Genomic DNA, 26,162 nt, shown 5'->3' on the forward strand with positions numbered 1-26,162 from the left:
CGCCAGCCTGCGTTGCGACCCCGTTGGTGCGGTTTAGAGGTCGTGCCCCTTCTTCTTCATCTCGGCGCGGAACTTGCCGAGCACTTCCTCGGAAAGCTTTTCCGCCCAGCCCTCGACGAAGACCATGCTCTGGTCGACGAGCTTCGGTTCTTCCTCGTTCATCTTCTTGCCGAGCGGCGACTTGTAGAAGGTCAGGATGTCCTTGAGCTCCTGCTCGTTGAAGTGCTGCGCGTAAAGGCGCGCGAGCTGGTCGCGGATTTCGACGGCGCGGGGCGCATATTCGGCGCGCAGCGCATGGGCGACGCTGTCGAGATCCTTCTGAAGATTGGGATTGGACTGCAGGAACGTCAGCTTGATCTTCTCGACCACGCCGGCAACCACCGGGTTGAACAGGTTCATCGCCCCCTTCACCTCGACGATCTCGCGCGCGCTCGCCATCGCCGCCGCCGACGGCTGCTGTTGCGCCGAGGCGGGCACGGACAACATCGTCAGCGCAACCGCAACCATCATGCCCCGCGCCAGCCCCGCAACCATTCGATCGACGTTCATCTTCCAACGCTCCTCGTTGATGTAAACTTCAGCACACCGATCAGGGATCAGGGCCGCTCGACAATGCGTACGCCGGCAGGCCCGGCAAGGATCGCCGTCTGCGCGATCCCCACGAACAGGCCGTGCTCGACGACCCCCGGCACGGTTACCAGCCGGTCCGCCAGAGCCTGCGGATCGGCGATCCGGCCGAGCGCCGCATCGAGGATCAGGTGGCCGCCATCCGTGACGAAAGCATGGCCGTCCTTGCCGGACCGCAGCGACAGGCTCCCGTGCAGGCCGGCGTCGGCGATGGCGCGCTCGACCGCGCGACGGGTCGCGGCCAGGCCGAAGGCATTGACCTCGATCGGCAGCGGAAACCGGCCGAGGACCGACACCCATTTCGACTCGTCGGCGATGACGATCATCCGGTGCGAGGCGCTGGCGACGATCTTCTCGCGCAGCAGCGCGCCGCCGCCGCCCTTGATCAGCGTCAGCGCCGGGTCGATCTCGTCGGCGCCGTCGACGGTCAAATCGAGTTCGGGCGTCTCGTCGAGCGTGGTCAGCGGGATGCCGACCTCCGCAGCCAGCGCACGCGTCGCTTCCGACGTCGGCACCGCAACGATCTGCATTCCGGCGCGCACTTTCTCGCCAACCATTTCAACGAAAGGCCGGGCCGTCGAACCGGTACCGAGCCCGAGCCGCATGCCGGAGCGCACGAATTCCAGCGCACGCGCCGCCGCGGCGCGTTTCTGGGCATCGACGGTCAGGGGCGCGTTTTCGGCGGACATCGCAGCATCCGGCGGTGATCGGGGGCGGTGAACGGGCTATCTACCGTTGTTTGCAGCGCGAGGATAGCCGGTTTTGGCCGATATCCCGCAGGCATCGCCGCAAGCATTTACCGCACAAGATGGCGCGAGGCGCCGCCCGCGCGCCGGGCTTGCATGCCGGGCTTGCATATTGCGCCTGCCAGGGCTAGCGAACCAGCACCATGCACGCGCCACTCGTCGTCTTCGACCTCGACGGCACACTCGTCGATACCGCCCCGGACCTGATCGGCACGCTGAATACCGTGCTCGCGCCGGAAGGGATACCACCCGTCACGCTGGATGCCGCGCGCCGCCTCGTCGGCGCCGGCGCCCGCGTGATGATCCAGCGCGCCTTTGCCGCCCATCAGCGGGTTTGCGACGAGACGAACCTCGAACGCCTGTTTCAGGCTTTCATCGCACATTACAGCGACCACATCGCCGAGCAGTCCCGCCCCTTTCCGGGCGCGATCGAGGCCATGGATCATCTGGAAAGCCGCGGCTGGCGCTTTGCCATCTGCACCAACAAGCTCGAGGGGCTGGCGCGCCGGCTGCTCGGCGCGCTGGGCATCGACGGACGCTTCCCGGTGATCTGCGGCCAGGACACGTTCGGTGTCCCCAAGCCGGATCCGACGCCGCTGCTCCGCACCATCTCGGCCGCCGGCGCCGACCGGGCCGCTGCCGTCATGGTGGGCGACACAACGACGGATATCCGCACCGCCCGCGCGGCCAGGATTCCGGTGATCGCGGTCGACTTCGGCTATAGCGATGTTCCACCCGCGCAGCTCGGGGCCGATCATACCATCAGCAGCTTCGCCGAATTGGCCGCCGCGGCACACGCCATGCTGCGGCGCGACGAGACGGCCGCATCCGGCTGAACGAGCCAAACGCACTGCCCGGGAAACGGTAGGGCTTTCCCGGGAAGCCCCGGGGTGAAATATGGCCTGCCCCGGGAATGACATGGTTCATCGCTACCGCGGTAAGGTTAACGGGGCTGCCAAGGTTGCACCGATCTGTGGCCGTCCGTATGGTTGATGCGGGCAGGTGACTATCCACCTGATGGACGGGATTCATCATGTATCGAGTGATCGCGATTATCGGCGGCAGCCTCCTGCTTGCGGCATGCTCGTCTTCGAATTCAGACTTCGACTTCTTCAAGCCGGCACCGGTAACGGATGCGGTGCGCTTTGAATCCGAGCCGCCGGGCGCGGAGGTGAAGGTCGGCGACCAGACCTGCAAGACCCCCTGCTCGCTTGCCCTGCAGACGACCGAGGGACAGACCGCAACATTCACCCTCGAAGGCTACCAGACCGCCACCGAGAACCTGCAGGTGATTACCGGCAACGGCCCGCCGACGCTGCGCCCCAATCCGGCGACCGTCGAGCTGGAAGCCGCACCGCCGCAGCCGACGGCCAAGCGCCGCCGCGCCGCACCGAAGAAACCGGCTCCGAAGCCGCGCGCCGCCGCGCCGGCTGCCACGCCGCAGGCCGCGGCACCGGCCCCCGCTGCCCCGGCGCCCGCACCAGCGGCTTCGTCGCCGTGGCCGTCGGCGCCGCCCCCCGCTGCATCGCAGCAATAAGCACGCATTGCCGTATGACCCGCAGCAGGCCGCACCCGATGGTGCGGCCTTTTTGCATTCCGCCTTTTGTATGACACTGCCGTGCTCGCGTTCGCTGGCCGGGCTGCCTACATTAGTATGGCTACAAGCTGGCCTGTCGTGCCCGCAGGATGTGCGATGAATGCAACCGACGTGATGGATTTGAAGATCGACCGTCCGACCACCGACATCGATCGTGCCGGTGAGCGTCCGCGTCCGCTGATCGATCCCTTCGCGCGGGCCATCACCTATCTGCGCGTCTCGGTGACGGATCGCTGCGACCTGCGCTGCGTCTACTGCATGGCGGAGAACATGACGTTCCTGCCGAAGGCCGACCTGCTGACGCTGGAAGAGCTGGATCGCCTGTGCAGCGCCTTCGTCGCCAAGGGTGTGCGCAAATTGCGGATGACCGGCGGCGAGCCGCTGGTCCGCCGCGGTGTGATGACCCTGTTCCGGTCGCTGTCGCGCCATCTGCAAAGCGGTGCGCTCGATGAACTGACGCTGACCACCAACGGCACGCAATTGCCGAAATATGCGGCCGAGCTGAAGGACCTCGGCGTCCGGCGCATCAACGTTTCGCTCGACACGCTCGATGCCGACAAATTCCGCGCAATCACCCGCTGGGGCGATCTCCACAAGGTGCTTGAAGGCATCGATGCCGCGCAGGCGGCCGGCCTGCAGGTGAAGATCAACGCCGTTGCGCTGAAAGGCGTCAACGACGACGAGATCCCTTCCCTGCTCTCCTGGGCGCATGGCCGTGGCATGGATCTCACGCTCATCGAGGTGATGCCGCTCGGCGATATCGGCGAGGAGCGTCGCATCGACCAGTATCTGCCACTGTCGATGGTGCGCACGCGGCTCTCCGAACGCTTCACGCTCGAAGATATCGACTACCGGACCGGCGGGCCGGCGCGCTTCGTGCGCGTGAAGGAAACCGGCGGGCGGCTCGGCCTGATCACCCCGCTCACACATAATTTCTGCGAATCCTGCAACCGCGTCCGCCTCACCTGCACCGGTACGCTGTATATGTGTCTCGGTCAGGAGGATGCGGCCGACCTGCGCGCGCCGCTGCGGGCATCGGAAACCAACGACCCGCTCTATGCCGCGATCGACGAAGCCATCCGGCACAAGCCGAAAGGGCACGATTTCGTCATCGACCGGCGGCACAAGCGGCCGGCGCTGGGACGACATATGAGCGTTACCGGCGGCTGACAGGTTCTGACGGAGACTACCTCCGGCTCGCCATCGTCCGATCATGCCGCAACGACGGAATAGGCGTGATCAGGCCGCCAGCGTCACCAGGTCGCGCAGTTCCTCCAGGCGCAGCGTCGCCGGCGAGAAGCTGATACCGAACTCGTGTCCCGAGGCTTCGCGCACGATATGCCCCTCGATGGCGCGCATGCCGTCGAAGACTACCGTCACCCGGTCGCCGATCTGTATGCCTTCCAGCCGTTCGATCCGCACCCCGCCCTCGCTCACATCGAAAACGCGCACCGCGACAGTGCGGTCGCCGCAACTGATCGTCGCCGACAGATCCACATTGTAGCGGGGGTGTTCGCGCAGATCGGCCTTCACCGCGCGGTGGACCATCTCGGGGATGGACGTCCCCAGCGTGTCCGAGACGTCCTGGATCGCCTCGGCTGTCGCCGCGACCTCGCGAATGCCCTCGGCCGAAGCGGTCAAAGCGTGGGAAACGTCGGCGATACGCGTGGAGATCTCCGAGGAGACCGCGGTCATCTGCTTGGCGCTGTCCCAGAAACTCTCGGTCGTCGCGCGCTGCTCGTCGACGGCGGCGGAAATCGAGCCGGTAATGCCGGACAACTGCTCGATCGATTCGGCGATGCCGCCAAGCGACGACACCACCTGTCGCGTTGTCGACTGGATTTCCGCAACCTTGGCGGCGATCTGCTCGGTGGAGCGGCCGGTCTGCATGGCCAGCGACTTGACCTCGGCGGCGACGACGCTGAAGCCGCGGCCGGCATCCCCGGCCCGCGCCGCCTCGATCGTGGCATTGAGCGCCAGCAGATTGGTCTGCTCGGCAATCGTCTGGATGACGCCGACGATGGCGCCGATGTCCTCGGCGGCACGCGCCAAAGCATTGATCGCGCCGCGCGAGGCGTTGGCGCGCGACACGGCCGCGTCTCCCATTTCCGTGCCGAAACGCAACTGCGCGGCAATCTCGGTAATGGCGGCGGTCATTTCGCTGGAGAACTGGTCGATGGTGCCGTGCGTGACGCGCGCCGTTTCCGCCGTCTGCGCTGCGTCCGCGAAGATCGCATGCGCACTGTCGAGCATGGTCTGGATGTCGCCGGCCCGCCGGCGCAGCGCCGCCACGCCCTCGATGATCGGCTGCACGCCATAACCGGTGACGCTCTGCACCTCATCGGCGAGGCTCGACAGGTTGAGGCGCCGCGAGGTCTGCAGGCTGCGTTCGAGATCGCGATGCACGAGGTCGCGCCGTTCGCGCTCGCGGATCGCATCGGCCAGCCGCTCGACCGTGGCCGCGATCTGGGCCGCCTGGTCGCGCCCCGCCGGCGCGGCCGCACGCGTCGGCAACTGGGCATAGATCAGCGATTCCAGGGTGTCCGCCGCGCCGTCCAGCGTCGATGAAAGCTGCCGCGCCAGCCGCCAGACCACCCAGCCAGCCGCAGCCGCCAGAACGATACCGAGAGCTGCAGACGCGGCCAGAAAGGCGCCGGAGGATGGGACAAACTGCGTTGCGACGACTGCCGACAGCCCGTGCCACAGCAAAAACGCCAGCGCCGGCGCCGACGCGGCGGCGACGAACCGTTCCGAAATCGTCAGATGCTGCATCGCGGCCGTCCCCCGCGCGGGCGTGCATGGAAATGGCAGCGCCTGCCCGGAAGCTGCCTTCGGAGATTGTTCCTACACGCAGCCGGTTAACAACGGGTTGGGGAGGCCAGGCCGGCTTGAGGGCCAAAAATGCGCCGGCAATGGCATCAGCAACACTATCAGCTTAACTTCCGATTGACGGTGGCCGGGGGCATCTGGCTAATCTCCGAGGCGCGGGGCAGATCGATGCTCACGGCGCGGGGGCGATGCGGCCGGCCAAATCGGCAGCGTTGGGGAGTTACGTGCGCAGTTTCAACTCGCTGATCAGATCGCTCCTGCCCTTGACGCGCGTCATTGACGCCTTCAACCGTGCCGTCGGACAATATCTGTCGTGGCTGATCCTGATCGCCGTCCTGGTGTCGGCGACCAACGCCACCGTCCGCAAGATCTTCGACACGTCCTCGAATTCCTGGCTCGAACTGCAATGGGTGCTGTACAGCGTCGTCTTCCTGCTGTGCGCGCCGTGGACACTCCTCGATAACGAGCATATCCGCGTCGACATCATCAACAATCTGATGCCGACTTGGCTGCGCAACACCATCGACCTCGTCGGCCACGCCTTGTTCCTGCTGCCGCTGACCGTGGTGATGATCGTCACCGGCGTCCCGTTTTTTGAGAAGTCATACGAGATCAACGAGCAGTCGATGAATGCCGGCGGGCTGCCGCAATGGCCGGCGAAATCGCTGATCATGATCGGCTTCGCCATCCTGTTCCTTCAGGCGATCTCCGAAATCATCAAGCGTATCGCCATCATGCGAGGCCTGATCGACGACCCGCATGCCGCCAAGGTGAGCGCGCTGGAAGCCGAAGTCGAGCATCTCGTCGATGCCATCGAAAAACGTTGATCCAACAGGCACCGATCGCTCATGACCGCCTTCCTGATCCACAATATGGCGCCCATCATGTTCGCGGCGCTGGTGGCGTTCCTGCTGCTGGGATATCCGGTGGCGTTTTCCCTCGGCGCCGTCGGATTGATCTTCGGCCTGATCGGCATCGAGCTGGGGCAGTTCCATCCGGACTTCCTGCAGGCGCTGCCGGAACGCGTCTATGGCGTGATGAACAACGATACGTTGCTCGCCATACCGTTCTTCACGTTCATGGGGCTTATTCTCGAACGATCGGGCATGGCGGAAGATCTGCTCGACACCGTCGGGCAGCTCTTCGGAACGGTCCGCGGCGGCCTCGCCTATGCCGTGGTCTTCGTCGGCGCGCTGCTTGCCGCCACGACCGGCGTCGTTGCCGCATCGGTCATCTCGATGGGGCTGATCTCCCTGCCGATCATGCTGCGTTACGGCTATGACCGCCGCGTCGCCACCGGCGTCATCGCCGCTTCCGGCACGCTGGCGCAGATCATCCCGCCCTCGCTGGTGCTGATCGTGATGGCCGACCAGCTCGGCCGTTCCGTCGGCGACATGTATGAGGGCGCCTTCATCCCGGGCCTGGTGCTTGCCGGCCTCTACATCCTCTACATCTTCATCGTCTCGACCATCTTTCCGAAGGCAACGCCCGGCCTGCCGCCCGAGGCCGTGGGCTTTCGCGAGGACAATGGCAGCCGCGGCCTGACCTCGGTCATCGTGCTTGCGGTGATCAGCGGCCTGTTCGGCTATTTCGTGATGCTGCGTTCGAATACGAGCGGCGTCGATTTCGTCGTGCTGACGATGTTCGTCTCCATCAGCTTTGCGCTGGTGGTGGCGCTGATCAACCGCGTCAGCGACGCGGCGTTCAAGTTCCGCTTCCTGTCGCGGATCGCGCAGGAGATCACCTTCGTCATGGTGCCGCCGCTACTGCTGATCTTCCTCGTTCTGGGAACGATCTTCATCGGCGTCGCCACCCCGACGGAAGGGGGCGCGATGGGCGCCGTCGGCGCGCTGGTCCTCGGCTTCCTGAAGCGCCGGCTCACCATCGATCTCCTGCGGCAGGCGGTTCGCGCCACCGCCAAGTTGTCCGCCTTCGTGATGTTCATCCTGATCGGCGCGCGGGTGTTCTCCCTCACCTTCTACGGCGTCGACGGCCATGTCTGGGTCGAGGAACTGCTGGTCTCGCTGCCGGGAGGACAGGTCGGCTTCCTGCTGTTCGTCAACGCGCTGGTCTTCGTCCTCGCCTTCTTCCTCGATTTCTTCGAGCTCGCTTTCATCATCGTGCCGCTGCTCGGCCCCGCGGCCGACCGGCTCGGCATCGACCTGATCTGGTTCGGCGTCATTCTCGGCGTCAACATGCAGACATCGTTCATGCATCCGCCGTTCGGCTTCGCCCTTTTCTATTTGCGCTCGGTGGCGCCGCGCGAAGCCTATATCGACCGGGTCAGCGGCAAGAGGATCGCGCCCGTCACCACCGGGCAGATTTACTGGGGCGCGGTGCCGTTCGTCGGCATCCAGATCATCATGATCCTGCTGGTGATCCTGTTCCCGGCGATGGTCATGCACTACAAGGGCGACACGGTGGTCATCGACCCCGGAAAGGTGAAGATCGAAGTCCCGCAGATCGAGATGCCGCCGCTCAATCTCGACCAGCCGCCGAAATTCTAGACCCGTACCATCCAGACTCGCACCATCCCGACTCGTACCGTCCAGACTCGCACAATTCGATGGAAGCGCGCCGGGCCACCGGCGCCGGGCCACAGCACCGGCACAATGCACCGGTACAATGCACAATGAAAAAGCCCCCCGCCGAAACCGGCGGAGGGCCCGATGACGCGTCGAACCGCGATGCAGACGCTCAGCCGCGCGAGCGCATGCGCACCATGAAGCTGTCGAAGCCGAGCTCGGCGACCTGCCACCAGAGATATTCGTCGTTCCGGAACGCGACCATGCTGTCATAGACTTTCTTGAAGTCCGCGTTCTTGGCCGACACCTCGTTATAGGTGTCGGTCGTTGCCTTGTAGCAGGCTTCCATCACCGATTGCGGGAACGGCCGCAGTTGCGCCCCGGCACCGACAAGCCGCTTGATCGCCCCCGGATTGGCGGAATCGTATTTCGCTACCATCCAGTTGTGCGCCGCTTCCGAGCCGGCCTTGACCATCGCCTGATAGTTCTTCGGCAGCTTGTTCCACTCGTTGAGATTGATGAAGTTGTGCAGCATCGCGCCGCCTTCCCACCAACCCGGATAGTAATAGTACTTCGCCACCTTCTGGAAGCCGAGCTTCTCGTCGTCATAGGGGCCGACCCACTCGGCCGCATCGATCGTGCCTTTCTCCAGCGCCGGATAGATGTCGCCGCCGGCGAGCTGCTGCGGCACGGTGCCGAGCTTGCTGAAAATCTGCCCGGCAAAACCGGCGATGCGGAACTTCAGGCCGTTGAGGTCGGCAACGTCCTTGATCTCCTTCCGGAACCAGCCGCCCATCTGGCAGCAGGTGTTGCCCGCCAGCAGCGCCATGAAATTGAACTTCTTGTAGAAGTCGTTGGCGAGGTCGAGCGCTCCGCCATGCAGCATCCATGCACTCTGCATACGGGTATTGAGGCCGAACGGCTGCGCCGTGAACAACCCGAAGGTCGGGTCCTTGCCGACATAGTAGTAGGAGGCCGTGTGGCACATCTGGACGGTGCCGTTCGACACCGCGTCGGCAGCCTGCAGGCCGGGGACGATCTCGCCGGCCGCAAAGACCTGAATCTGGAATTTGTTGTCGCTCGCTTCGGCGACCGATTTGGCGAAAACCTCCGCCGCGCCAAACAGCGTATCGAGCGATTTGGGAAAGCTCGACGTGAGCCGCCACTTCACCTCGGGATTCGATTGGGCGATGGCCGGCTTTGCAATCGTTGCCGCCGCGAGACCGGCTCCTGCCGCGCCCAGAAACTGCCGACGTTTCATTCTCCAGCTCCGATGATTTTTGTCGAACACATTCAGTTACCCGGACAAAGAGGACACGGCCGGGCCGAACTCATGCAAGCATGCCGTGCACGGAAGGAAGCCCCGCACGCACATCCGAACATTTTGCATACAACCAATGCCCGCAGTCCAGCAAGACAAGACTGGCGGATGGGCGCTCGATAGAAAGTCCTAAACGGGCCGCGCAGCTTCGCTGCGCTGCGACATCGTCAGGGGATCCGCGCGACAGCCAGACGGGCTTCCGATGCCGCCGCCAGAAACCGGCCGGCGTCGATCTTGGCCGCCGGGCGCTTGATCCCCGGATAGGCCTGCGTCGCCAGATCGAGCGCCTTGCGGATGGCGGCCGCCTTTTTCGGCGCCTGCTGCTCAAGCCATGGCAACGCGGTTTTCGCCTGTGCCTGCGCCGCGAGGGTAAAACCGAGGCCGTCGAGATAGGACTCGAAATCCGTGCTGTTGGCGCTGACGTGATATTGCGCGGCGGCCCGCTCCAGCATTTCGGCCATCACTTCGGTCTTCACCGCCATCGCCGGCTTGTCGTCTTTCGGCGCGTGTGCCTCGGCGCCGGTCAGGGCATCGAGAACATCCGTCACCCGACGACGCACGACATCGACCGGCTTCTTGTCGGCCGCATCGTCGACTGCCGCATTGAGCTTGTCGCCGAGCCCCACGACGCCCCGCTTCTTCAGAATGTCCTCGAGCTCGACATAAACCTCGCTGAGCCCATGCGCGAACATCTGCGCGCCGGCATCCTGCTCGTTGTTCTCATAAGCGAGCAGGCCGGCATGGTAGTGCGCGGCGATCACCTGCAGGGCGATACCGTAATCGACCGGATCGGCATCGACGGCAGCAGGGTCGATCTGCCCTTCGCCACCCTCACCGCCTTCGCTTCCCTCGCCGCCGGCACCCTTGCCTTGCGCGAGGACAATATGGCCGGCCGGCTGCGTCGTGACCGCGAGCGCCTTGATATTGACCGGATCGAGCGAAGGCTCGGACGCAGCGGTCTGCGAAGACTGCGCACCTGCCGCAACGCCGCTGCTCACCATCGCGAAAGCGCCAACACCGAGCCAGATTTTGGTTTTCTTCTTCATCGTCCACCTCGTCGATCGCCGGACAATACAACCTTCGTGCATCGCGTCCAGTTACAAACATGTCGCGCACGACCATATCGCTTACAAGCCGCCTCCGGACACGTCGCATTTTCAATGGCGCATCCGCAGTCGAGTTTTGAGGCGTTCCAATCAGCACGTCCTGCAACCGGCCGGCTGGCAAGTTTGCACGCGCAGTGTCATAGAATGATCATGAGAATGACACTGATACAGTCCGTGACTTGTGCAGCCCGTGACTTGCGGAGCCTGAGATGCGGCTCGTGATCGGAAACGTCCTGAGCGCCGACGAAGTCAGAACCGTGCGCTCGGCACTCGCGAAAGCCCGCTTCGTCGACGGACGCGAGACGGCCGGCTTTGCCGCCAGGCTGGTGAAGCACAACCGGCAGGCCGCGGTGCGCGACCACTCGCTCGACACGGTGCGGGAGCTGATCGAAAGCCGGCTGCGCGCCAACGACGTTTTTACAATGGCGGCACGGCCGAAAGCCTTCACGCCGCTGTTGTTCTCGAAGACCGCGCCCGGCATGGAATATGGCACGCATATCGACGATGCGCTGATGCGCGGCCTGCGCACCGACGTCGCCTTCACGCTGTTTCTCTGCGAACCGAAAAGCTACGGCGGCGGCGAACTGGTGATCGAAGATCACGACGGCGAGGACAGCTACAAACTGCCGGCCGGCACGATGATCGCCTATCCGGCGACCACCCTGCATCGCGTCAATCCGGTGACGCGCGGCACGCGCATCGTCTGTGCCGGATGGGCGCGCAGTTTCATACGCGATGCGGCGCAGCGCGAATTGCTGTTCGATCTCGATACGGCGCGGCGGCGGCTGTTCGCGCGAGACGGCAAGAGCGCCGACTTCGACCTGCTGTCGAAATCGCTGTCCAACCTGCTGCGCATGTGGGCGGAAGACTGACTGACAAGCACAGCGGGACGCGTCGCACGCGTCCCGGCGTTTCACGGATATGGCGAAACGATCGCTTCGATGAAGTCACGCAATCCTGGACGGAAAACCGCCGCGCACTTTTCCTGGAATTGCTTTTGTCCCCGACGCAATTCCGGACGGAAAACCGCCGCGCACTTTTTCCTGGAATTGCTTTTAGGCCTCGATGACGATCTTCGGCGCGGCGCGTGCCGCGCTGCCGCCGCGCAACTGGTCGCGCAGGCGCGTCGCGATCTCGCGATAGATCTTCGCATGCGGGCCGTCCGGGTCGGTCGCCACCACCGGCAGGCCGGCGTCCGATTTCTCGCGAATATCGATATGCAACGGCACTTCGCCGAGGAACGGCACGCCGAGCCGCTGCGCCTCCGCATGCGCGCCGCCATGTCCGAAGATATCGGAGCGGGTGCCGCAACTCGGACAGACGAAGTGGCTCATATTCTCGACGATGCCGAGGATCGGCACGTTGACGCGCTTGAACATGGCGACACCGCGCCGCGCATCGATGAGGGCGAGGTCCTGTGGCGTCGAGACGATCACCGCGCCGCGCAAAGGCACCTGCTGCGCCATGGTGAGCTGCGCGTCGCCGGTGCCGGGCGGCATGTCGACGATGATGACGTCGAGCGAGCCCCATTCGACCTCGCGCAGCATCTGCGTGAGCGCCGACATCACCATCGGGCCGCGCCAGATCATCGGTGTTTCCTCTTCGACGAGGAAGCCGATCGACATCACCTTGAGGCCGTAGCCTTCCATCGGCTTCAGCCGCTTGCCGCCGATGGTTTCAGGCTTGCCGTGGATCGCCAGCAGCTTCGGCATCGACGGGCCGTAGATGTCGGCGTCGAGCACCCCGACCCGCAGGCCGAGATCGCGCAGGCCGAGCGCCAGATTGACCGCGGTCGTCGATTTGCCGACCCCGCCCTTGCCCGAGGCAACGGCAATGATTGCATCGACTCCCGGAACGCCGGGCTGGTTGCTGCCCTGCCCGCTGGAACGGGCTGGCCCGCCGTGTCCTGCTCCGTGCCGATGCCCGCCTGGAGTGCCGCTTTGGGTGCCTCCCTGGGGCACGGCTGACGACGCCGCGGCTCCCGCGGCCCGCTCCGCCGTCAACGCGATCAGCGCCGACTCAACCCCGGGCAGCGCCTTTACCGCATCCTCGGCCTGTTTGCGCACCGGCTCCCACGCCTTCACGGCGGCGGCCTCGACGCCGATGGAAAAGAACACTTTTCCATCCTTGGCGATGATCTGCGAAAGCACGCCGGCCTGCGGCAGCGGCGTGCCGTCCGGCGACGGCACCTTCGCTAGAGCTTCAAGAACCTGTTCCTTGGTGACTGACATGGCGAACGGACCCCGATCGGCGCAGCAAACGTTTGAAATCGTCTCCCTCACCATAGGGGCGCGGCCCCTGCGGTCAATGCGCCGTCGGTCGAACCGGCAGTTGACGAGCCTGCGCCAGCAATGACCTATGGCAGCAGCGAGGATACGCAAGGACACAGGGAGGGCGACAATGGCGAAGGTGGCGTTTCTGGGCCTCGGAGTAATGGGCTACCCGATGGCCGGGCATCTGAAGACCAAGGGCGGCCACGAGGTCACCGTCTATAACCGCACCGCCGCCAAGGCCGACCAGTGGGTCAAGCAATACGGGGGCAGCAGCGCCAGAACCCCGCAGGAAGCCGCCCGGGGTCAGGATTTCGTCATGGCCTGCGTCGGCAACGACAATAACCTGCGCGAGGTCATGCTCGGCCCGGACGGCGCCTTCCACGGCATGCAGAAGGGCACGGTGCTGGTCGACCACACCACCGCCTCCGCCGAGATCGCGCGCGAGCTGTATGCCGCCGCCAAGACCGGCGGCTTCGATTTCCTCGACGCGCCGGTTTCCGGCGGCCAGGCGGGGGCCGAAAACGGCGTCCTCACGGTGATGTGCGGCGGCGATGCGGCGGTCTTCGGCCGCGCCGAACCGGTGATTGCGGCCTATGCGCGCGCCTGCAACCTGATGGGCGAGGCCGGCGCCGGCCAGCTTGCCAAGATGGTCAACCAGATCTGCATCGCCGGGCTGGTCCAGGGCCTGTCCGAGGGGCTGCATTTCGCCATGAAGGCCGGCCTCGATATCGAGAAGCTGGTCGCCACCATCTCCAAGGGCGCCGCCCAGTCCTGGCAGATGGAGAACCGCTACAAGACCATGACCGAGGGTCAGTTTTCTTTCGGCTTCGCCGTCGACTGGATGCGCAAAGACCTCGGCATCTGCCTCGCGGAGGCGCGCAACAACGGCGCCCGCCTGCCCGTCGCGGCCCTGGTCGACCAGTTCTACTCGCAGGTTCAGGCAATGGGCGGAAACCGCTGGGACACGTCGAGCCTGATCGCGCTGCTCAACCGCTGACCTGACCCTCGGTCATGACCCTTCCCACTCAACGGTCATGACCGCGCCGGCTCACGCCTCAAATCATGCTTTGGCGCTCGGGCGCGCCGAGACCTCGGCATGCCAGCGCCGGACATGGGCGAGATGGTCCGGCACTGCCAGTTTCACCGGCTTCATGAAATCGACGCTCACCAGCGCGGTGATGTCGGCGACCGAATAGCGGTCGCCGGCGACATAGGGACGTCGGGAAAGCTCGCCGTCGAGAAATTCCAGAAACGCAACGGCTTTCGGCCGGCTGGCCTCACCGAATGCCGGCACCTGCGGCACTTCCATCTCCTTCATTGCCGGGTGCGAATGCCGGAACACGTTGGATACCGGCGTCAGCAGGTGGAATTCGACGCGCCGCTCCCACATCTCGACGACCGCACGATCCTGCGGGTCGCGCCCGAACAGCGGCGGCTGCGGATGAAGCGCCTCGAAATACCGGCAGATCGCGATCGATTCCGTCAAAACGGTACCGTCGTCGAGCGCCAGCGCCGGCAGCCGCTGCATCGGGTTGAGTGCGGTGAAGGCCGCGCCCTTGTGCTCGAGCCCGCCGAGATCGACCGGCACCAGCGGAACCGTGATCCCCTTCTCGGCCAGGAAAATGCGCACCCGCCGGGGGTTCGGCGCGCGGCCTCCGTCGTAAAGCTTCATCGCCGCTCTCTCCCGCCCGTTGTCCGTCCGCGGCGCAACGGATCGTTAACCATGACGGCCCGCGGGTTCCTTAAGACCGTCTTTAACGTATTCGTGAGACTTTACGGCAGTTTCCTGCGTATCGGTGGCAATGACAACTCTCAGCGAAAGACCCGACCTTGCCCTGCCGCCGGAAAGTTCACGCGTGAACCGCCGGCTTGCGGCGCAACATGTCCGCGAGGCACGCGATCGCCTGACGTCGACCAGCGGCACCCGTCCGGCATTCGACTACGAGTTGCTGCGTCTCTATGCGCAGAACCGAATTTCCGCCTCGCTCATCATCCTGCTGCTGGTCTCGACGATCGGCTTCCTGTCGAGCCTGTGGGCCGGCGCGCTCACCGCCAGCATATGGACCCTGTCGGTTCTGGTGATCCACGCGGTGATGATCACCAAGTGCCGTCAATTCCTGGCGGCGGCGAACGGCCCGGCGGAAATGCGGGCCTGGCGGCTGCGTTTCATCATTCTCGACCTGTTCTACGGCCTCGCCTGGATGTTCATCCTCATCCATCCGGTCGGCGGCGGCGACGAAAGCTCCAGCACCTTCATGCTGTTCGTGATGCTGCTGGTGGTTGCCGTGGCGAGCATGCTGGCGTCCAGCCTGCCGATAGCGGTCTACGCCGCGACCTTTCCGGTCGCGGCCGCAGTCGCACTCAACTTTCTGCTGCTCGGCACGCTGCGCGACTACATCCTCGCCGCGATGGCGGTGGCGGCGCAGGGTTATTTCGCGCTGCTGTCGTATCGCCTTTACTCGACCACGCTGTCGACGCTGGAAGCCCGCGCCGAAAAAGACGCCCTTATCGGCGAACTGGAACAGGCGAAGGCAATCTCCGACGAAGCGCGCCGGCGCGCGGAAGCCGCGAACATTTCAAAATCGCGCTTCCTGGCGCAGATGAGCCACGAATTGCGCACGCCGCTCAATGCGATCCTCGGCTTCTCGGAGGTCATGAAGGGCGAAATCTTCGGCGAGCACTCGGTTCCGGTCTACAAGGAATACTCCGCCGACATTCACAATTCCGGCGTGCATCTTCTCGGCCTCATCAACGAGATCCTCGATCTTTCGCGCATCGAGGCCGGCCGTTACGAGTTGAACGAAGAGTCGATCTCGCTGACCATGGTGGTAGAGGATTGCCACCATCTGCTGAAGCTGCGCGCCAGCAACCGCGACATCACCATTCATGAAGCCTTCGAGCCCGATCTGCCCCGCCTGTGGGCAGACGAACGCGCGGTGCGCCAGATCTGCCTCAACCTCCTGTCGAACGCGATCAAGTTCACCCCGCAAGGCGGCGAGATCTGGCTCAAGGCCGGCTGGACGGCCTCCGGCGGACAATATCTGAGCTGCACCGACACCGGCCCCGGCATTCCCGAAGAGGAGATTCCGGTGGTGCTGGCGTCGTTCGGCCAGGGCTCGAATTCCATCAAATCGGCCGAACAGGGCGCCGGTCTCGGTCTGCCGATCGCCAAAAGTCTGGTCGATCTGCACGGCGGCACCTTCTCGCTGAAATCCAAGCTGCGCATCGGCACCGAGGTTATCGTCACCTTCCCGCCGGAACGGGTGGTCACCGCGATGGCCCCGCTCGCGGACGAAGCGCCGTCGATCGCCCCGGAAACGCCGGGCGCCGCCGAGACACGCCCCCCTCGCAAAGGTCTTTTGTTCAGACTCGACCTTTGAGGCTGGATTTTAACGCCGTCCCCTGCAATTGCTTTGCAACGCGCGGTGCGTATCTTGCCGCTGCGAGTCTTTTTGCCTTCTGTTGCCTGTGCCGCCATGGCCGCCACCACCACCGATAGCGCGATGATCGAAAGCCCATGCGTCAAGGTCTGCGTCATGGACGCCGGCACCGGATTATGCCTCGGCTGCAACCGCCGGATCGACGAGATCGCCCGGTGGCGCGCAATGTCCGCCGGCGAACGGGCGCGGATCATGTCCGAGCTGCCGACCCGCACCCGCCGCGCGCGGGCGGCGCGTTGACGGACCGCGCGCCGTGAACCGCCCATTCGCTCTCGTGATCCTGATCGCCTGTGCCGCGGCGCTGGCGGTGATCATCACGCCATTCGATCCGGACCAGATCGGCAGCTTTCTCGACACCCAGGACATGCTGATCCTCGGCCGCAAGATCATCTGGGCCATTATCTTCGGCGCGATTGCGCTGCTGATGTTTCGCGGACGTCTCTGGAAAGCCGCTGAGGCACTGCTGTTCTGGATGCTGCTCGCCGCGCTGCTTGGCGTCGGCTACACCTACCGGTTCGAGCTGCGCGACGTCGCGGACCGCGTCCTGGCCGAACTGATGCCGGGCCGCGCCGCAACGCATGGCGATCTGGTTGAAATCGTCCGCCCGCATGGCGGCGAATTCACCATCAATGCGCATATCAACGACACGCGGGTGTCGATGATCCTCGATACGGGGGCAAGCCGGGTGGTGCTGACCGCGGAAGCTGCCCACGCCGCCGGACTGCCGACCGGATTCCTCTCCTATTCGGTGCGTGTCGACACGGCGAACGGCCATACGCAGGCCGCGCCGGTAACTCTCGACCGGATATCGATCGGCGGCATCACCGAGCGTGCGGTGCCGGCGCTGATCGCCCAGCCGGGACAGCTCAAAACCAGCCTGCTCGGCATGAGCTTCCTCAACCGGCTGGAAAGCTGGGAAGTTCGCGGCACCAAGCTGATGCTGCGCGCGGCGCGCGCAGGCTCCTAGCGTCTTTCCGTTTCATTGCGGCGCTGAAGGGCTCCGGTTCTTGATCTGGGGTTCTTGATCCGGCGCGTTTGCTTCGCGCGAACCAATGTCCGTTGCGCTCGAAAACGCTTCGGGCCGCGATCAAACCACTGCGCTGTGCCGAAGCGGAATCAAAACAGACTGACGAGGAAGCGCGCGGCAACCAGCAGCAGGAAGACGCCGAAGGCAATCTCCAGCTTGCGCCGCGGCAAGCGGTGCGCCAGCCGCACGCCATAGCCGGCCATGAAACTGGATACCGGCGCCATCAGCGCGATACCGATGATCGACACGAAACCGATCGACAGCGGTGGCATCTGTGACTGATAGGGCCAGCCGGCCAGCATGTAACCGAGCGCACCGGCAATGGTGATCGGCACGCCGGCGCCGGCGGAGGTCGCCACCGCATTGTGGATCGGCACCCCGTAGAGGGACAGCACCATATTGGAAACAGAACCGCCGCTGACGCCCATCAGCGACGAACACAAGCCAACCACAAAACCGTAGGCAGACATCGCAAGGCGGCCGGGCAGCGTTTTGCCCAGGCGCCATTTGTCGTGACCGACAAAGACTTTCACCGCGACGAACGTGGCGATGACCACGAAAGCCAGCTTGAACACCGACGCCGGCGCCAGGGCGGCGGTCAAGGCGCCGACACCGACGCCGACGATCGACGGCAGCATCCACTGGCGCACCACCGTCGACAACGCGGCGCCATGTGCAGAATGGGCGCGATAGGAGCGAATGGCGGTGGGGACGATGATCGCAAGCGACGTTCCGATACAGAGCTGCATGCGCACGTCTTCCGGAACAGCCAGAACCCGGAACACTTCGTACAGCACCGGCACGATGATGCCGCCGCCGCCAATGCCGAACAGGCCGGCAAGGACGCCCGTCACCATGCCGCCGACGATGATCATCGCGGCCAGCCAGGCCAGTTCTGAAACAGGGACGCCCAGCACCGGGGCACTCCGCAGGAGGGGACTCTAAGCCGCGGCGGTTTGCGCCAAATCGGCCGGGCTGTCCAGCGCAGGACTGCCATGCAGCGAACCGTGATGCGCCGGATCGTCGGCAACGAAATCCAGCGCGTCGCGCAGCACGCGCGCATCCGCGCCGGGCTTCACCGCCTCCGTCGCAAGATGCCGCCGAAACGCACGCGCGCCCGGCACCGACCGGAAGAGCCCGAGCATATGGCGGGTGATCGCATGCAGGCGGGTGCCCTGGCTCAGTTCGTGCTCGATATAAGGCAGCAGCGCCAGCGCCGCGGCTTTCGCCGTCGCGAACGGCGGCGGGACGCCATAGATGTCCGGATCCACGGCCAGCAACCGCCACGGCTCCTGATAGGCCGCGCGTCCCATCATGACTCCATCGACGTGGCCGAGATGCCGCTGCGCCTCGGCGAGGCTGCGAATACCGCCATTGATGGACACCGGCATTTCCGGCATCGCCGCTTTCAGCCGATAGACGCGATCATAATCGAGCGGCGGCACGTCGCGATTTTCGCGCGGCGACAGACCTTTCAGCCACGCCTTGCGGGCATGCACGATGAGCGCATCGCTGCCCGCCTCTCGCACCGCGGCAGCCAGCGCCGCCAGCGATTGTTCGGAGTCCTGATCGTCGATGCCGATCCGGCATTTCACCGTCACCGGAATGCGCACCGTCTGCTTCATTGCCGCAACGCAGTCGCCGACGAGTTGCGGCTCCGCCATCAGGCAGGCGCCAAAGCGCCCCTCCTGCACACGGTCCGACGGGCAACCGACATTGAGGTTGATCTCGTCGTAGCCGAAATCCTCGCCGATCCGGGCGCTCTCCGCGAGCGCCTGCGGGTCGCTGCCGCCAAGCTGCAGCGCCACCGGATGTTCGGAAGCGTCGTATCCAAGCAGACGCTGCCTGTCACCGTGCAGCACCGCGCCGGTGGTCAGCATCTCGGTATAAAGCAGCGCCTGCCGCGTGAGCTGACGATGGAAGACACGGCAATGCCGGTCCGTCCAGTCCATCATCGGCGCGACGCTGAAGCGCCATTGGCTATATTGTCTTTTATTTTCAGACATTTACCTAATATAGGCCAGACATCGGGATGCGGCAATCGTCGCGCCGCGACGTCACCACGCCGGATCGCCGGCAGCACTGGTTATACGAAGCGCGGCTGCGGGAAAAGCCGGCGACGGGTTCGCCATCCGCCGGAGTCCGTGGCCTCTCCGATACTGGTTCGCTTGCAAGGGCCAGTTCATCTCACCGGTACAAGCGTTCGCCGCAGTGTCAGTTCGGCCGGCTGCCGAGCCCTGCCCGTTGCAGCGCCGCCGCCAGCGCGCCACCACCGCCGCTGCCACCGCGCGCCTCCGACGTCGTCGCTCGCGACGCTTTGCGTTCCGGCGCGGGCGCGGAGCGCGCCTGTCTGCTTCCCACCTCGTCGTCGAGACGCAGCGACAGGCTGATCCGCTTGCGCGGCTTGTCGACGTCGAGCACTTTCACCCGCACGATATCGCCAGGCTTCGCCACGGCGCGCGGATCTTTCACGAAGGTCTTCGACATCGCCGAGACATGCACCAGCCCGTCCTGATGCACGCCGATATCGACGAACGCGCCGAAGGCGGCAACATTGGTGACGACGCCTTCGAGCACCATGCCGGGTTTCAGGTCGTTGAGCGTCTCGACGCCATCTTTGAACTCGGCAGTCTTGAACGCCGGGCGCGGGTCGCGTCCGGGCTTCTCCAGTTCGCGCAGGATATCGGTGACGGTCGGCAGGCCGAACGTGTCGTCGACAAATGACTTCGGCGACAGCGTCCGCAAGACGGGCGCATTGCCGATCAGCGTCTTGATATCGCTTTTGGTCGCTTCGATGATGCGCCGCACCACCGGATAGGATTCAGGATGCACCGCCGATGTGTCGAGCGGATCGTCGCCGCCGGTGATCCGCAGAAAGCCGGCGCACTGCTCGAACGCTTTCGGCCCCAGGCGCGGCACATCCTTGAGCGCCTTGCGCGACCGGAACGGACCATGCGCGTTGCGGTGGGTCACGATGCTCTGGGCAAGCCCCTGCCCGATGCCGGACACCCGCGCCAGCAATGGCGCCGACGCCGTGTTGAGATCGACGCCGACGCCGTTGACGCAGTCTTCCACCACCGCGCCGAGCGAACGCGTCAGCTTGAGCTCGCTGAGGTCGTGCTGATACTGGCCAACACCGATCGACTTCGGATCGATCTTGACCAGTTCGGCCAGCGGATCCTGCAGGCGCCTGGCGATCGACACCGCGCCGCGCAGCGTCACGTCGAGATCGGGCAGTTCTTCCGCGGCAAAGGCCGAGGCCGAATAGACGGAAGCCCCGGCTTCCGACACCACGATCTTGTGCAGCTTGAGCTCCGCGAGGCCCTTGACGAGTTCGCTCGCCAGCTTGTCGGTCTCGCGCGAGGCGGTGCCGTTGCCGATGGCGATGAGGTCGACCTTGTGGGCGCGCGCGAGCTGCGCCAGCGTCGCCAGCGCGTCGTCCCAGCGCCGCTGCGGCTCGTGGGGATAAATCGTGCTGGTCGCCAGCACCTTGCCGGTGCCATCCACCACCGCGACCTTGACGCCGGTGCGAAATCCCGGATCGAGCCCCATCGTCGCGCGCGTGCCAGCCGGCGCGGCCAGCAGCAGGTCACGCAGATTGGCGGCGAAGACACGCACGGCTTCTTCTTCGGCCGCGGTCCACAGCCGCATCCGCAGATCGACCGAGAGATGGATCACGATGCGCGTGCGCCACGCCCAACGGGCCGTGTCCGCCAGCCACTTGTCGGCCGGGCGACCCTGATCGGCAATGCCGAAACGCTGCATGATGCGCAATTCGTAAGCTGTCGGCCCGCTCGCCGTTTCCGGCGGCTCGGGCTCGATGGCGATGTCGAGGATGTCCTCCCGCTGGCCGCGGAACAGCGCCAGAATGCGATGCGACGGCAGCTTCACCAGCGGCTCGGCGAATTCGAAATAGTCGCTGAACTTCGCGCCGGCTTCCGCCTTGCCCTCGCGCACCTTGGAGGTGAGCCGCCCGCGGGTCCACATCTCCTCGCGCAATTGGCCGATGAGGTCCGCATCTTCCGCGAAACGCTCCACCAGAATGGCGCGCGCCCCATCCAGCGCCGCGGCGACATCGGCCACGCCCTTGTCAGCGTTGACGAAGTCCGTCGCTACAATCTGCGGATCATGTTGCGGGTCGGCCAGCAGCATGGCGGCGAGCGGCTCCAGCCCCGCCTCCCTGGCGATATCCGCCTTGCTGCGCCGCTTCGGCTTGAACGGGAGATAGATATCCTCCAGCCGGCTCTTGCTGTCGGCGGCGTTGATCGCCGCTTCCAGCGCGTCGTCCAGCTTGCCCTGCTCCCGGATCGATTCGAGGATGACCTTGCGGCGGTCTTCCATCTCGCGCAGATAGCGCAGCCGCTCGTCCAGCGTGCGAAGCTGCGCGTCGTCGAGGCCGCCGGTCGCTTCCTTGCGATAGCGCGCGACGAATGGCACCGTCGCGCCGCCATCGAGCAGGCCGACCGCCGCCTCCACCTGCTGGGGCCGCACCCCGAGTTCCTCGGCAATCCGCTTCTCGATCGACATCACGCAAAATCATCCTTCACCGGACGCACCGCGCGGAAGGTTTCATCTCCCGCGCGGCACAGCGCGTCATATGGAAGGCCGGCTTCCGATTCTTCAACCCGGCCGCCGGAGATATGGACAGGCACATGCGGCCTTTCGACCGCCCTTCCACCCGGCCCTTGGCTCAGCCCGCAAGACACCCATGACTTGACAGGAATGTGCTCCGTCGCCGCTTTTTCCCGGCGGACAATCTCGGCTAGGGTCCGATCCCAACTTCGTTGAATCAGACCCGTCGCTACCGTTTTTGTGTGAGCATGATCTTGCCCGAAACCGGTTCCCACTTTTCGGGATCGTGCGCTAGGCTCGCATAAACCACCGCGCCGGAGATCCGGAGATCCCATGACTTCCCGTCAGTCGGCTTCCCGTCAGTTGCGCCTCGGCGCCTTCATGCGTCCCGTCAGCATCCACACCGGCGCCTGGCGCTATCCCGGCGCGTTTCCGGACGCCAATTTCAACTTCCAGCATCTCAAGCGCTTCATCCAGAAGCTGGAGCACGGTCGCTTCGACGCCTTCTTCATGGCGGACCATCTCGCCGTGCTCAACATGCCCGTTGAGGCGCTCAAACGTAGCGCAACCGTCACTTCGTTCGACCCGCTGACGCTGCTGCCGGCGCTCGCCGCCGTGACCGAGCATATCGGCCTGATCGCGACGGCATCGACGACCTTCAACGAGCCTTATCATGTCGCGCGGAAATTCTCCTCGCTTGATCATATCAGCAACGGCCGCGCCGGCTGGAACGTCGTCACTACGTCCAACCCGGACGCCGCGCGCAATTTCGGCATGGACGAACATATGGAGCATGGCGAGCGCTATCGCCGCGCCCGCGAATTCTTCGACGTGGTGACGGGGCTGTGGGACAGCTTCGCCGAGGATGCCTTCGTCCGTGACGTTGACAGCGGCATCTATTTCAACCCCGAGCGGATGCATGTGCTGGACCACAAGGGCGAGTTCCTGTCCGTGCGCGGCCCGCTGAACATCGCGCGGCCCATTCAGGGCTGGCCGGTCATCGTGCAGGCCGGCGCATCCGAGGCCGGCAAGCAGCTCGCGGCCGAGACGGCGGAAGCCGTCTTCACCTCGCAGCGCACGGTGGCGGAGGGACGGCGCTTCTACGCCGATGTCAAAGGCCGGATGGACAAGCTCGGCCGCGACCGCGACAGCCTGAAAATCCTGCCCGGATGTTTCGTCGTGGTGGGCGAGACCCGCGACGAGGCGCTGGAGAAGCGCGCGCGGCTCGACAGCCTGGTGCATTACGACAGCGCCATCGCCTCCCTTTCCATCGCGCTCGGCCATGATGCCTCGGGCTTCGATCCGGACGGCCCGCTGCCGGACATCCCGGAGAGCAACGCCAGCAAGAGCGGCCGCGAGCGCGCCGTCGCGCTGGCGCGGAGCGAGAATCTGACGGTCCGCCAGTTGGCCCAGCGGCTCGGCGGCTATTCGGGCCTCGCCATGGTCGGCACGCCCGCGAGCATCGCCGACGAGATGGAGGAATGGCTGACGACCGAAGGCAGCGACGGCTTCAACATCCAGTTTCCCTATCTGCCGGGCGGGCTCGACGATTTCGTGGACAAGGTCGTCCCCGAATTGCAGCGGCGCGGGATCTTCCGGACGGAATACGAAGGCCGCACATTGCGCGAGAATCTCGGCCTGAAACGGCCGCCTAACCGGTTCTTTCCTGAATAGGCGCGCGACGGCGGGACAAGCGCCATTGAGGCTCGCCGAAGCGCTGCATGCCGCAGCCATTTCCGTCATTGCCTTGACCGGGGTCGATCCGGCACACTGACGGACAGGAAGCCGCAAAGCCGGCCCGCAGACCCAGGGAGGATTTCAGATGATGCGTTTCACCGCGCGCTTCGCTTATGCGGCTTTTGCCGGCGCAGCCTTGGCCCTCACCTTCTCCACGGCAGGGCACGCCGACGATTTTCCCTCCCGCAACATCACGATGATCGTGCCCTTCACGGCAGGCGGCGCCGGCGACATTCTCGGCCGCATGGTCGGGCATCAACTGGAGCAGAAGCTCGGCAAGGCCGTCGTCGTCGAGAACAAGCCCGGCGCCGGCGGCGTCATCGGCGCCAATCTCACCGCTCAGGCCGCGCCCGACGGACACACCCTGATGATCGCGCCGAGCGCGACCATGGCCGTGAATGTCACGCTGTTCAAAGCGCTCTCCTACGATCCGGCAAAGGATTTCGTGCCGCTGGCCCTCGCGGCGGCGACGCCCTTCGTTCTCGTGGTCAATCCGGACCTGCCGGTCCGCTCCGTGCAGGAGTTCATCGCCTATGCGAAGAAGCAGGACGGCAAGCTGTCCTACGCCACCGCCGGCCCCGGCGTGCCGCATCATCTCTTTGCCGAAATGTTCAAGACCATGACCGGCATCCAGATGTCGCCGGTTCCCTACAAGGGCAGCCTGCCGGGGCTGAACGACGTCGTCGCCGGGCATATCCCAGTGATGTTCGTCGATCTCGGGCCCGCGCTCGGTCTGATCCAGTCCGGCAAGGTCCGCCCCATCGGCATTTCCACGGCAAGCCGCCTGCCGATGCTTCCCGACGTTCCGCCGATCGCGGAATCGGGCGTCCCCGGCTTCGATGCCGCCTCCTGGCAGATGATCGTCGCCCCGGCGAAGACGCCGCCCGCTATCGTGCAGAAGCTGCATGGCGAGATCAGCGCCATTCTCGCGACGGATGAGGCGCGCAAGCTCGTCAGCCAGAACGGCATGCTGCCGATGCCGCCGCAATCCGTCGCCGAGCTCCAGGCTTTCGTGAACGCGGAAATCCAACGCTGGGGCGACGTGGTCCGCAAGGCCGGCATCGCCGGAACGCAATAGCCAGGCAGCAACAGGCTATGGTGAGGTTGCGTCCCGCGCCCGAACGCCGCCGCTCATGTGGTTGGGCGCGCAGCCGGACTCCTCTTCGCGCGCCGGAGGCGGTTGCGCGGCGGATGGTCCAAGCCGGGGATACCGATAAAAGACGCCGCGCGTGCTGGACAGTGCCGGGCCGCTTTGATAAAGCAACCACCGCTGGCCGCATCGGCCGGGGGCGATTAGCTCAGTTGGTAGAGCAGCTGACTCTTAATCAGCGGGTCGTAGGTTCGAGCCCTACATCGCCCACCATTGCCAAATCTATTATATTTCAATGACTTAAATGGATCGTCTGAACGGGACAGATTGAGAACATCTGCCTCCGTGAGAGATTTCGCATAGCTGCATCTCTCACGCCGTGAGAGGTTTCAGGCAAAGCCCTCCGCCGGGTCATCCAGGACACCAGCTTCTCTATCGCCAGCTTCTCCATCGCTGCATCGGCGCGCTTCGGATCGCAGCAGAGATCGTGCTCCAGGCAGCGTTGACTAAACAACTGGCGCTGCGGCGATTGCGATCGCCGGCGCTCCGTTAACAGTGCCAGAGACACCGGCGGAGAAGCGGCGAGAACAGCTCGCCGCTTCTCCGTTTTATGACCGGGCGTCAAAGGCGGCTGGGCTGCCGGTCTTCGTTCCTCTCGCTCCCGCCATCGCGCCGCCCGTCACGATCCCTTTCAAATCCAGATCCGCGATCGGAGCGCCCGTCCCGCTGGAATTCGCGCGAACGGTCGTCGCTTCTGTCCTCGCGGCTTTCGCTGCGCCGCTCGCGCCGGTCGTCGCTCCGGCGGCCTTCTTCACCGCGGCGGCTGTCTTCACTCCGGCGGCCTTCCTCGAAACGACGTTCCTCATTGCCACGGCGGCTCTCCTCACCACGACGACTCTCATCGCCACGACGGCTGTCTTCGGAGCGGCGATCCTGCTCGCCACGACGACCCTCCTCGCTGCGGCGACTCTCGTCACCGCGGCGGCTGTCTTCGCGATTGGCGCCCCAGCCGCCCCACCGGCCATGGTCGCCGTGATGACCGCGGTTCCAGCCGCGCCCGTGACGGCCTTCTCCGCCTGCGCGCTGGCCCTGACCCAAGCCGAGCTGACGGGTCGGCCCGTCGGCCAGCATCGTGAAGCGGCGCTTCTGCGCATCGTCAAGGCTGCGATACAGCGGATCGACGGCATCGACGAGCTGCTTGAGCGCGGTCGCGCGCGCCACCATGGCATCGGCGCGGCTGCGCATCGCTTCGAGCCGATCCGCCGCCGGCTG

22 protein-coding genes, 1 tRNA gene and 1 pseudogene are annotated in these 26,162 nt (G+C 65.1%); 13 read left to right on the forward strand and 11 right to left on the reverse strand.

Annotation, left to right across the window (positions count from 1 at the left end; translation table 11 throughout):
- Positions 1 to 33 precede the first annotated feature (33 nt).
- Positions 34 to 549 carry a DUF2059 domain-containing protein gene (locus tag VNZ93_RS04395; protein WP_325700585.1) on the reverse strand — a complete coding sequence of 172 codons (516 nt, stop codon included), beginning with the start codon at positions 547 to 549 and terminating at the stop codon, positions 34 to 36.
- 47 nt (positions 550 to 596) lie between these two features.
- Complete coding sequence (gene rpiA / locus VNZ93_RS04400) at positions 597 to 1,316, reverse strand: ribose-5-phosphate isomerase RpiA (protein WP_414709976.1); 720 nt, start codon at positions 1,314 to 1,316, stop codon at positions 597 to 599.
- Between the two features lie 200 nt (positions 1,317 to 1,516).
- Between rpiA and gph the strand changes: the two genes are divergently transcribed.
- From gph to moaA, 3 genes are all read left to right on the forward strand, one after another.
- Positions 1,517 to 2,209 carry a phosphoglycolate phosphatase gene (gene gph, locus VNZ93_RS04405; protein WP_325700587.1) on the forward strand — a complete coding sequence of 231 codons (693 nt, stop codon included), beginning with the start codon at positions 1,517 to 1,519 and terminating at the stop codon, positions 2,207 to 2,209.
- Positions 2,210 to 2,406: 197 nt separating this feature from the next.
- Positions 2,407 to 2,910, forward strand: a complete 504-nt coding sequence (locus VNZ93_RS04410; protein WP_325700589.1) for a PEGA domain-containing protein — start codon at positions 2,407 to 2,409, stop codon at positions 2,908 to 2,910.
- 156 nt (positions 2,911 to 3,066) lie between these two features.
- Positions 3,067 to 4,140: a GTP 3',8-cyclase MoaA gene (moaA, locus tag VNZ93_RS04415; protein WP_414709977.1), complete on the forward strand. Its 1,074-nt coding sequence runs from the start codon at positions 3,067 to 3,069 to the stop codon at positions 4,138 to 4,140.
- A 69-nt stretch (positions 4,141 to 4,209) separates the two neighbouring features.
- On the opposite strand, the gene VNZ93_RS04420 is transcribed toward moaA, so the two are convergent.
- On the reverse strand, positions 4,210 to 5,742 hold the full coding sequence (locus tag VNZ93_RS04420) for a methyl-accepting chemotaxis protein (RefSeq protein ID WP_325700591.1): 1,533 nt from the start codon (positions 5,740 to 5,742) through the stop codon (positions 4,210 to 4,212).
- 302 nt (positions 5,743 to 6,044) lie between these two features.
- On the opposite strand from VNZ93_RS04420, the gene VNZ93_RS04425 reads away from it, so the two are divergent.
- Positions 6,045 to 6,626, forward strand: coding sequence for a TRAP transporter small permease subunit (locus tag VNZ93_RS04425; protein WP_325700659.1), 582 nt, complete (start codon positions 6,045 to 6,047; stop codon positions 6,624 to 6,626).
- Between the two features lie 21 nt (positions 6,627 to 6,647).
- Positions 6,648 to 8,306, forward strand: a complete 1,659-nt coding sequence (locus VNZ93_RS04430) for a TRAP transporter large permease subunit (protein ID WP_325700593.1) — start codon at positions 6,648 to 6,650, stop codon at positions 8,304 to 8,306.
- A gap of 190 nt (positions 8,307 to 8,496) precedes the next feature.
- Here the strand turns inward: VNZ93_RS04430 and VNZ93_RS04435 are convergent, their stop codons facing one another.
- Both VNZ93_RS04435 and VNZ93_RS04440 read right to left on the reverse strand, forming a co-directional pair.
- On the reverse strand, positions 8,497 to 9,585 hold the full coding sequence (locus VNZ93_RS04435; RefSeq protein WP_325700596.1) for a TRAP transporter substrate-binding protein: 1,089 nt from the start codon (positions 9,583 to 9,585) through the stop codon (positions 8,497 to 8,499).
- Between the two features lie 227 nt (positions 9,586 to 9,812).
- Positions 9,813 to 10,691, reverse strand: a complete 879-nt coding sequence (locus VNZ93_RS04440) for a hypothetical protein (protein ID WP_325700598.1) — start codon at positions 10,689 to 10,691, stop codon at positions 9,813 to 9,815.
- 269 nt (positions 10,692 to 10,960) lie between these two features.
- Between VNZ93_RS04440 and VNZ93_RS04445 the strand changes: the two genes are divergently transcribed.
- A complete protein-coding gene (locus tag VNZ93_RS04445) occupies positions 10,961 to 11,623 on the forward strand; it encodes a Fe2+-dependent dioxygenase (RefSeq protein WP_325700601.1) in 663 nt (220 codons plus the stop codon).
- Between the two features lie 183 nt (positions 11,624 to 11,806).
- On the opposite strand, the gene VNZ93_RS04450 is transcribed toward VNZ93_RS04445, so the two are convergent.
- Positions 11,807 to 12,982: an Mrp/NBP35 family ATP-binding protein gene (locus VNZ93_RS04450; protein ID WP_325700604.1), complete on the reverse strand. Its 1,176-nt coding sequence runs from the start codon at positions 12,980 to 12,982 to the stop codon at positions 11,807 to 11,809.
- A gap of 127 nt (positions 12,983 to 13,109) precedes the next feature.
- Between VNZ93_RS04450 and VNZ93_RS04455 the strand changes: the two genes are divergently transcribed.
- Positions 13,110 to 14,021 (forward strand): NAD(P)-dependent oxidoreductase, encoded by a 912-nt coding sequence (locus VNZ93_RS04455; RefSeq protein ID WP_325700606.1) that lies wholly within the window; start codon positions 13,110 to 13,112, stop codon positions 14,019 to 14,021.
- A gap of 63 nt (positions 14,022 to 14,084) precedes the next feature.
- Here the strand turns inward: VNZ93_RS04455 and VNZ93_RS04460 are convergent, their stop codons facing one another.
- Positions 14,085 to 14,696: a glutathione S-transferase gene (locus tag VNZ93_RS04460; protein ID WP_325700609.1), complete on the reverse strand. Its 612-nt coding sequence runs from the start codon at positions 14,694 to 14,696 to the stop codon at positions 14,085 to 14,087.
- Positions 14,697 to 14,826: 130 nt separating this feature from the next.
- Here VNZ93_RS04460 and VNZ93_RS04465 point away from each other — a divergent pair, with 130 nt between their 5' ends.
- From VNZ93_RS04465 to VNZ93_RS04475, 3 genes are all read left to right on the forward strand, one after another.
- Positions 14,827 to 16,404: a HAMP domain-containing sensor histidine kinase gene (locus VNZ93_RS04465; RefSeq protein ID WP_325700611.1), complete on the forward strand. Its 1,578-nt coding sequence runs from the start codon at positions 14,827 to 14,829 to the stop codon at positions 16,402 to 16,404.
- 96 nt (positions 16,405 to 16,500) lie between these two features.
- Positions 16,501 to 16,704, forward strand: coding sequence for a DUF1289 domain-containing protein (locus tag VNZ93_RS04470; protein WP_325700613.1), 204 nt, complete (start codon positions 16,501 to 16,503; stop codon positions 16,702 to 16,704).
- A gap of 13 nt (positions 16,705 to 16,717) precedes the next feature.
- Positions 16,718 to 17,431, forward strand: a complete 714-nt coding sequence (locus tag VNZ93_RS04475) for a retropepsin-like aspartic protease family protein (protein ID WP_325700615.1) — start codon at positions 16,718 to 16,720, stop codon at positions 17,429 to 17,431.
- 149 nt (positions 17,432 to 17,580) lie between these two features.
- Here VNZ93_RS04475 and VNZ93_RS04480 read toward each other — a convergent pair whose 3' ends face one another.
- The 3 genes from VNZ93_RS04480 to VNZ93_RS04490 form a co-directional block, all read right to left on the reverse strand.
- Positions 17,581 to 18,408: a sulfite exporter TauE/SafE family protein gene (locus VNZ93_RS04480; protein ID WP_325700617.1), complete on the reverse strand. Its 828-nt coding sequence runs from the start codon at positions 18,406 to 18,408 to the stop codon at positions 17,581 to 17,583.
- A 24-nt stretch (positions 18,409 to 18,432) separates the two neighbouring features.
- Complete coding sequence (dusA, locus tag VNZ93_RS04485; RefSeq protein ID WP_325700620.1) at positions 18,433 to 19,497, reverse strand: tRNA dihydrouridine(20/20a) synthase DusA; 1,065 nt, start codon at positions 19,495 to 19,497, stop codon at positions 18,433 to 18,435.
- Positions 19,498 to 19,705: 208 nt separating this feature from the next.
- On the reverse strand, positions 19,706 to 22,018 hold the full coding sequence (locus VNZ93_RS04490; RefSeq protein ID WP_414709982.1) for a Tex family protein: 2,313 nt from the start codon (positions 22,016 to 22,018) through the stop codon (positions 19,706 to 19,708).
- A 378-nt stretch (positions 22,019 to 22,396) separates the two neighbouring features.
- Here VNZ93_RS04490 and VNZ93_RS04495 point away from each other — a divergent pair, with 378 nt between their 5' ends.
- The 3 genes from VNZ93_RS04495 (at position 22,397) to VNZ93_RS04505 (ending at position 25,163) form a co-directional block, all read left to right on the forward strand.
- The gene (locus VNZ93_RS04495; RefSeq protein WP_325700626.1) at positions 22,397 to 23,737 is read left to right on the forward strand and encodes an LLM class flavin-dependent oxidoreductase; all 1,341 of its coding nucleotides are present in this window, start codon (positions 22,397 to 22,399) and stop codon (positions 23,735 to 23,737) included.
- A gap of 148 nt (positions 23,738 to 23,885) precedes the next feature.
- The gene (locus VNZ93_RS04500) at positions 23,886 to 24,878 is read left to right on the forward strand and encodes a tripartite tricarboxylate transporter substrate binding protein (protein WP_325700629.1); all 993 of its coding nucleotides are present in this window, start codon (positions 23,886 to 23,888) and stop codon (positions 24,876 to 24,878) included.
- A 209-nt stretch (positions 24,879 to 25,087) separates the two neighbouring features.
- Positions 25,088 to 25,163 (forward strand) — tRNA-Lys (locus VNZ93_RS04505).
- Between the two features lie 348 nt (positions 25,164 to 25,511).
- Here VNZ93_RS04505 and VNZ93_RS04510 read toward each other — a convergent pair.
- A pseudogene (locus VNZ93_RS04510) lies at positions 25,512 to 26,162 on the reverse strand (hypothetical protein); the annotation flags it as partial.

The organism is Pseudorhodoplanes sp. (assembly GCF_035565795.1).
Classification (GTDB): domain Bacteria; phylum Pseudomonadota; class Alphaproteobacteria; order Rhizobiales; family Xanthobacteraceae; genus Pseudorhodoplanes.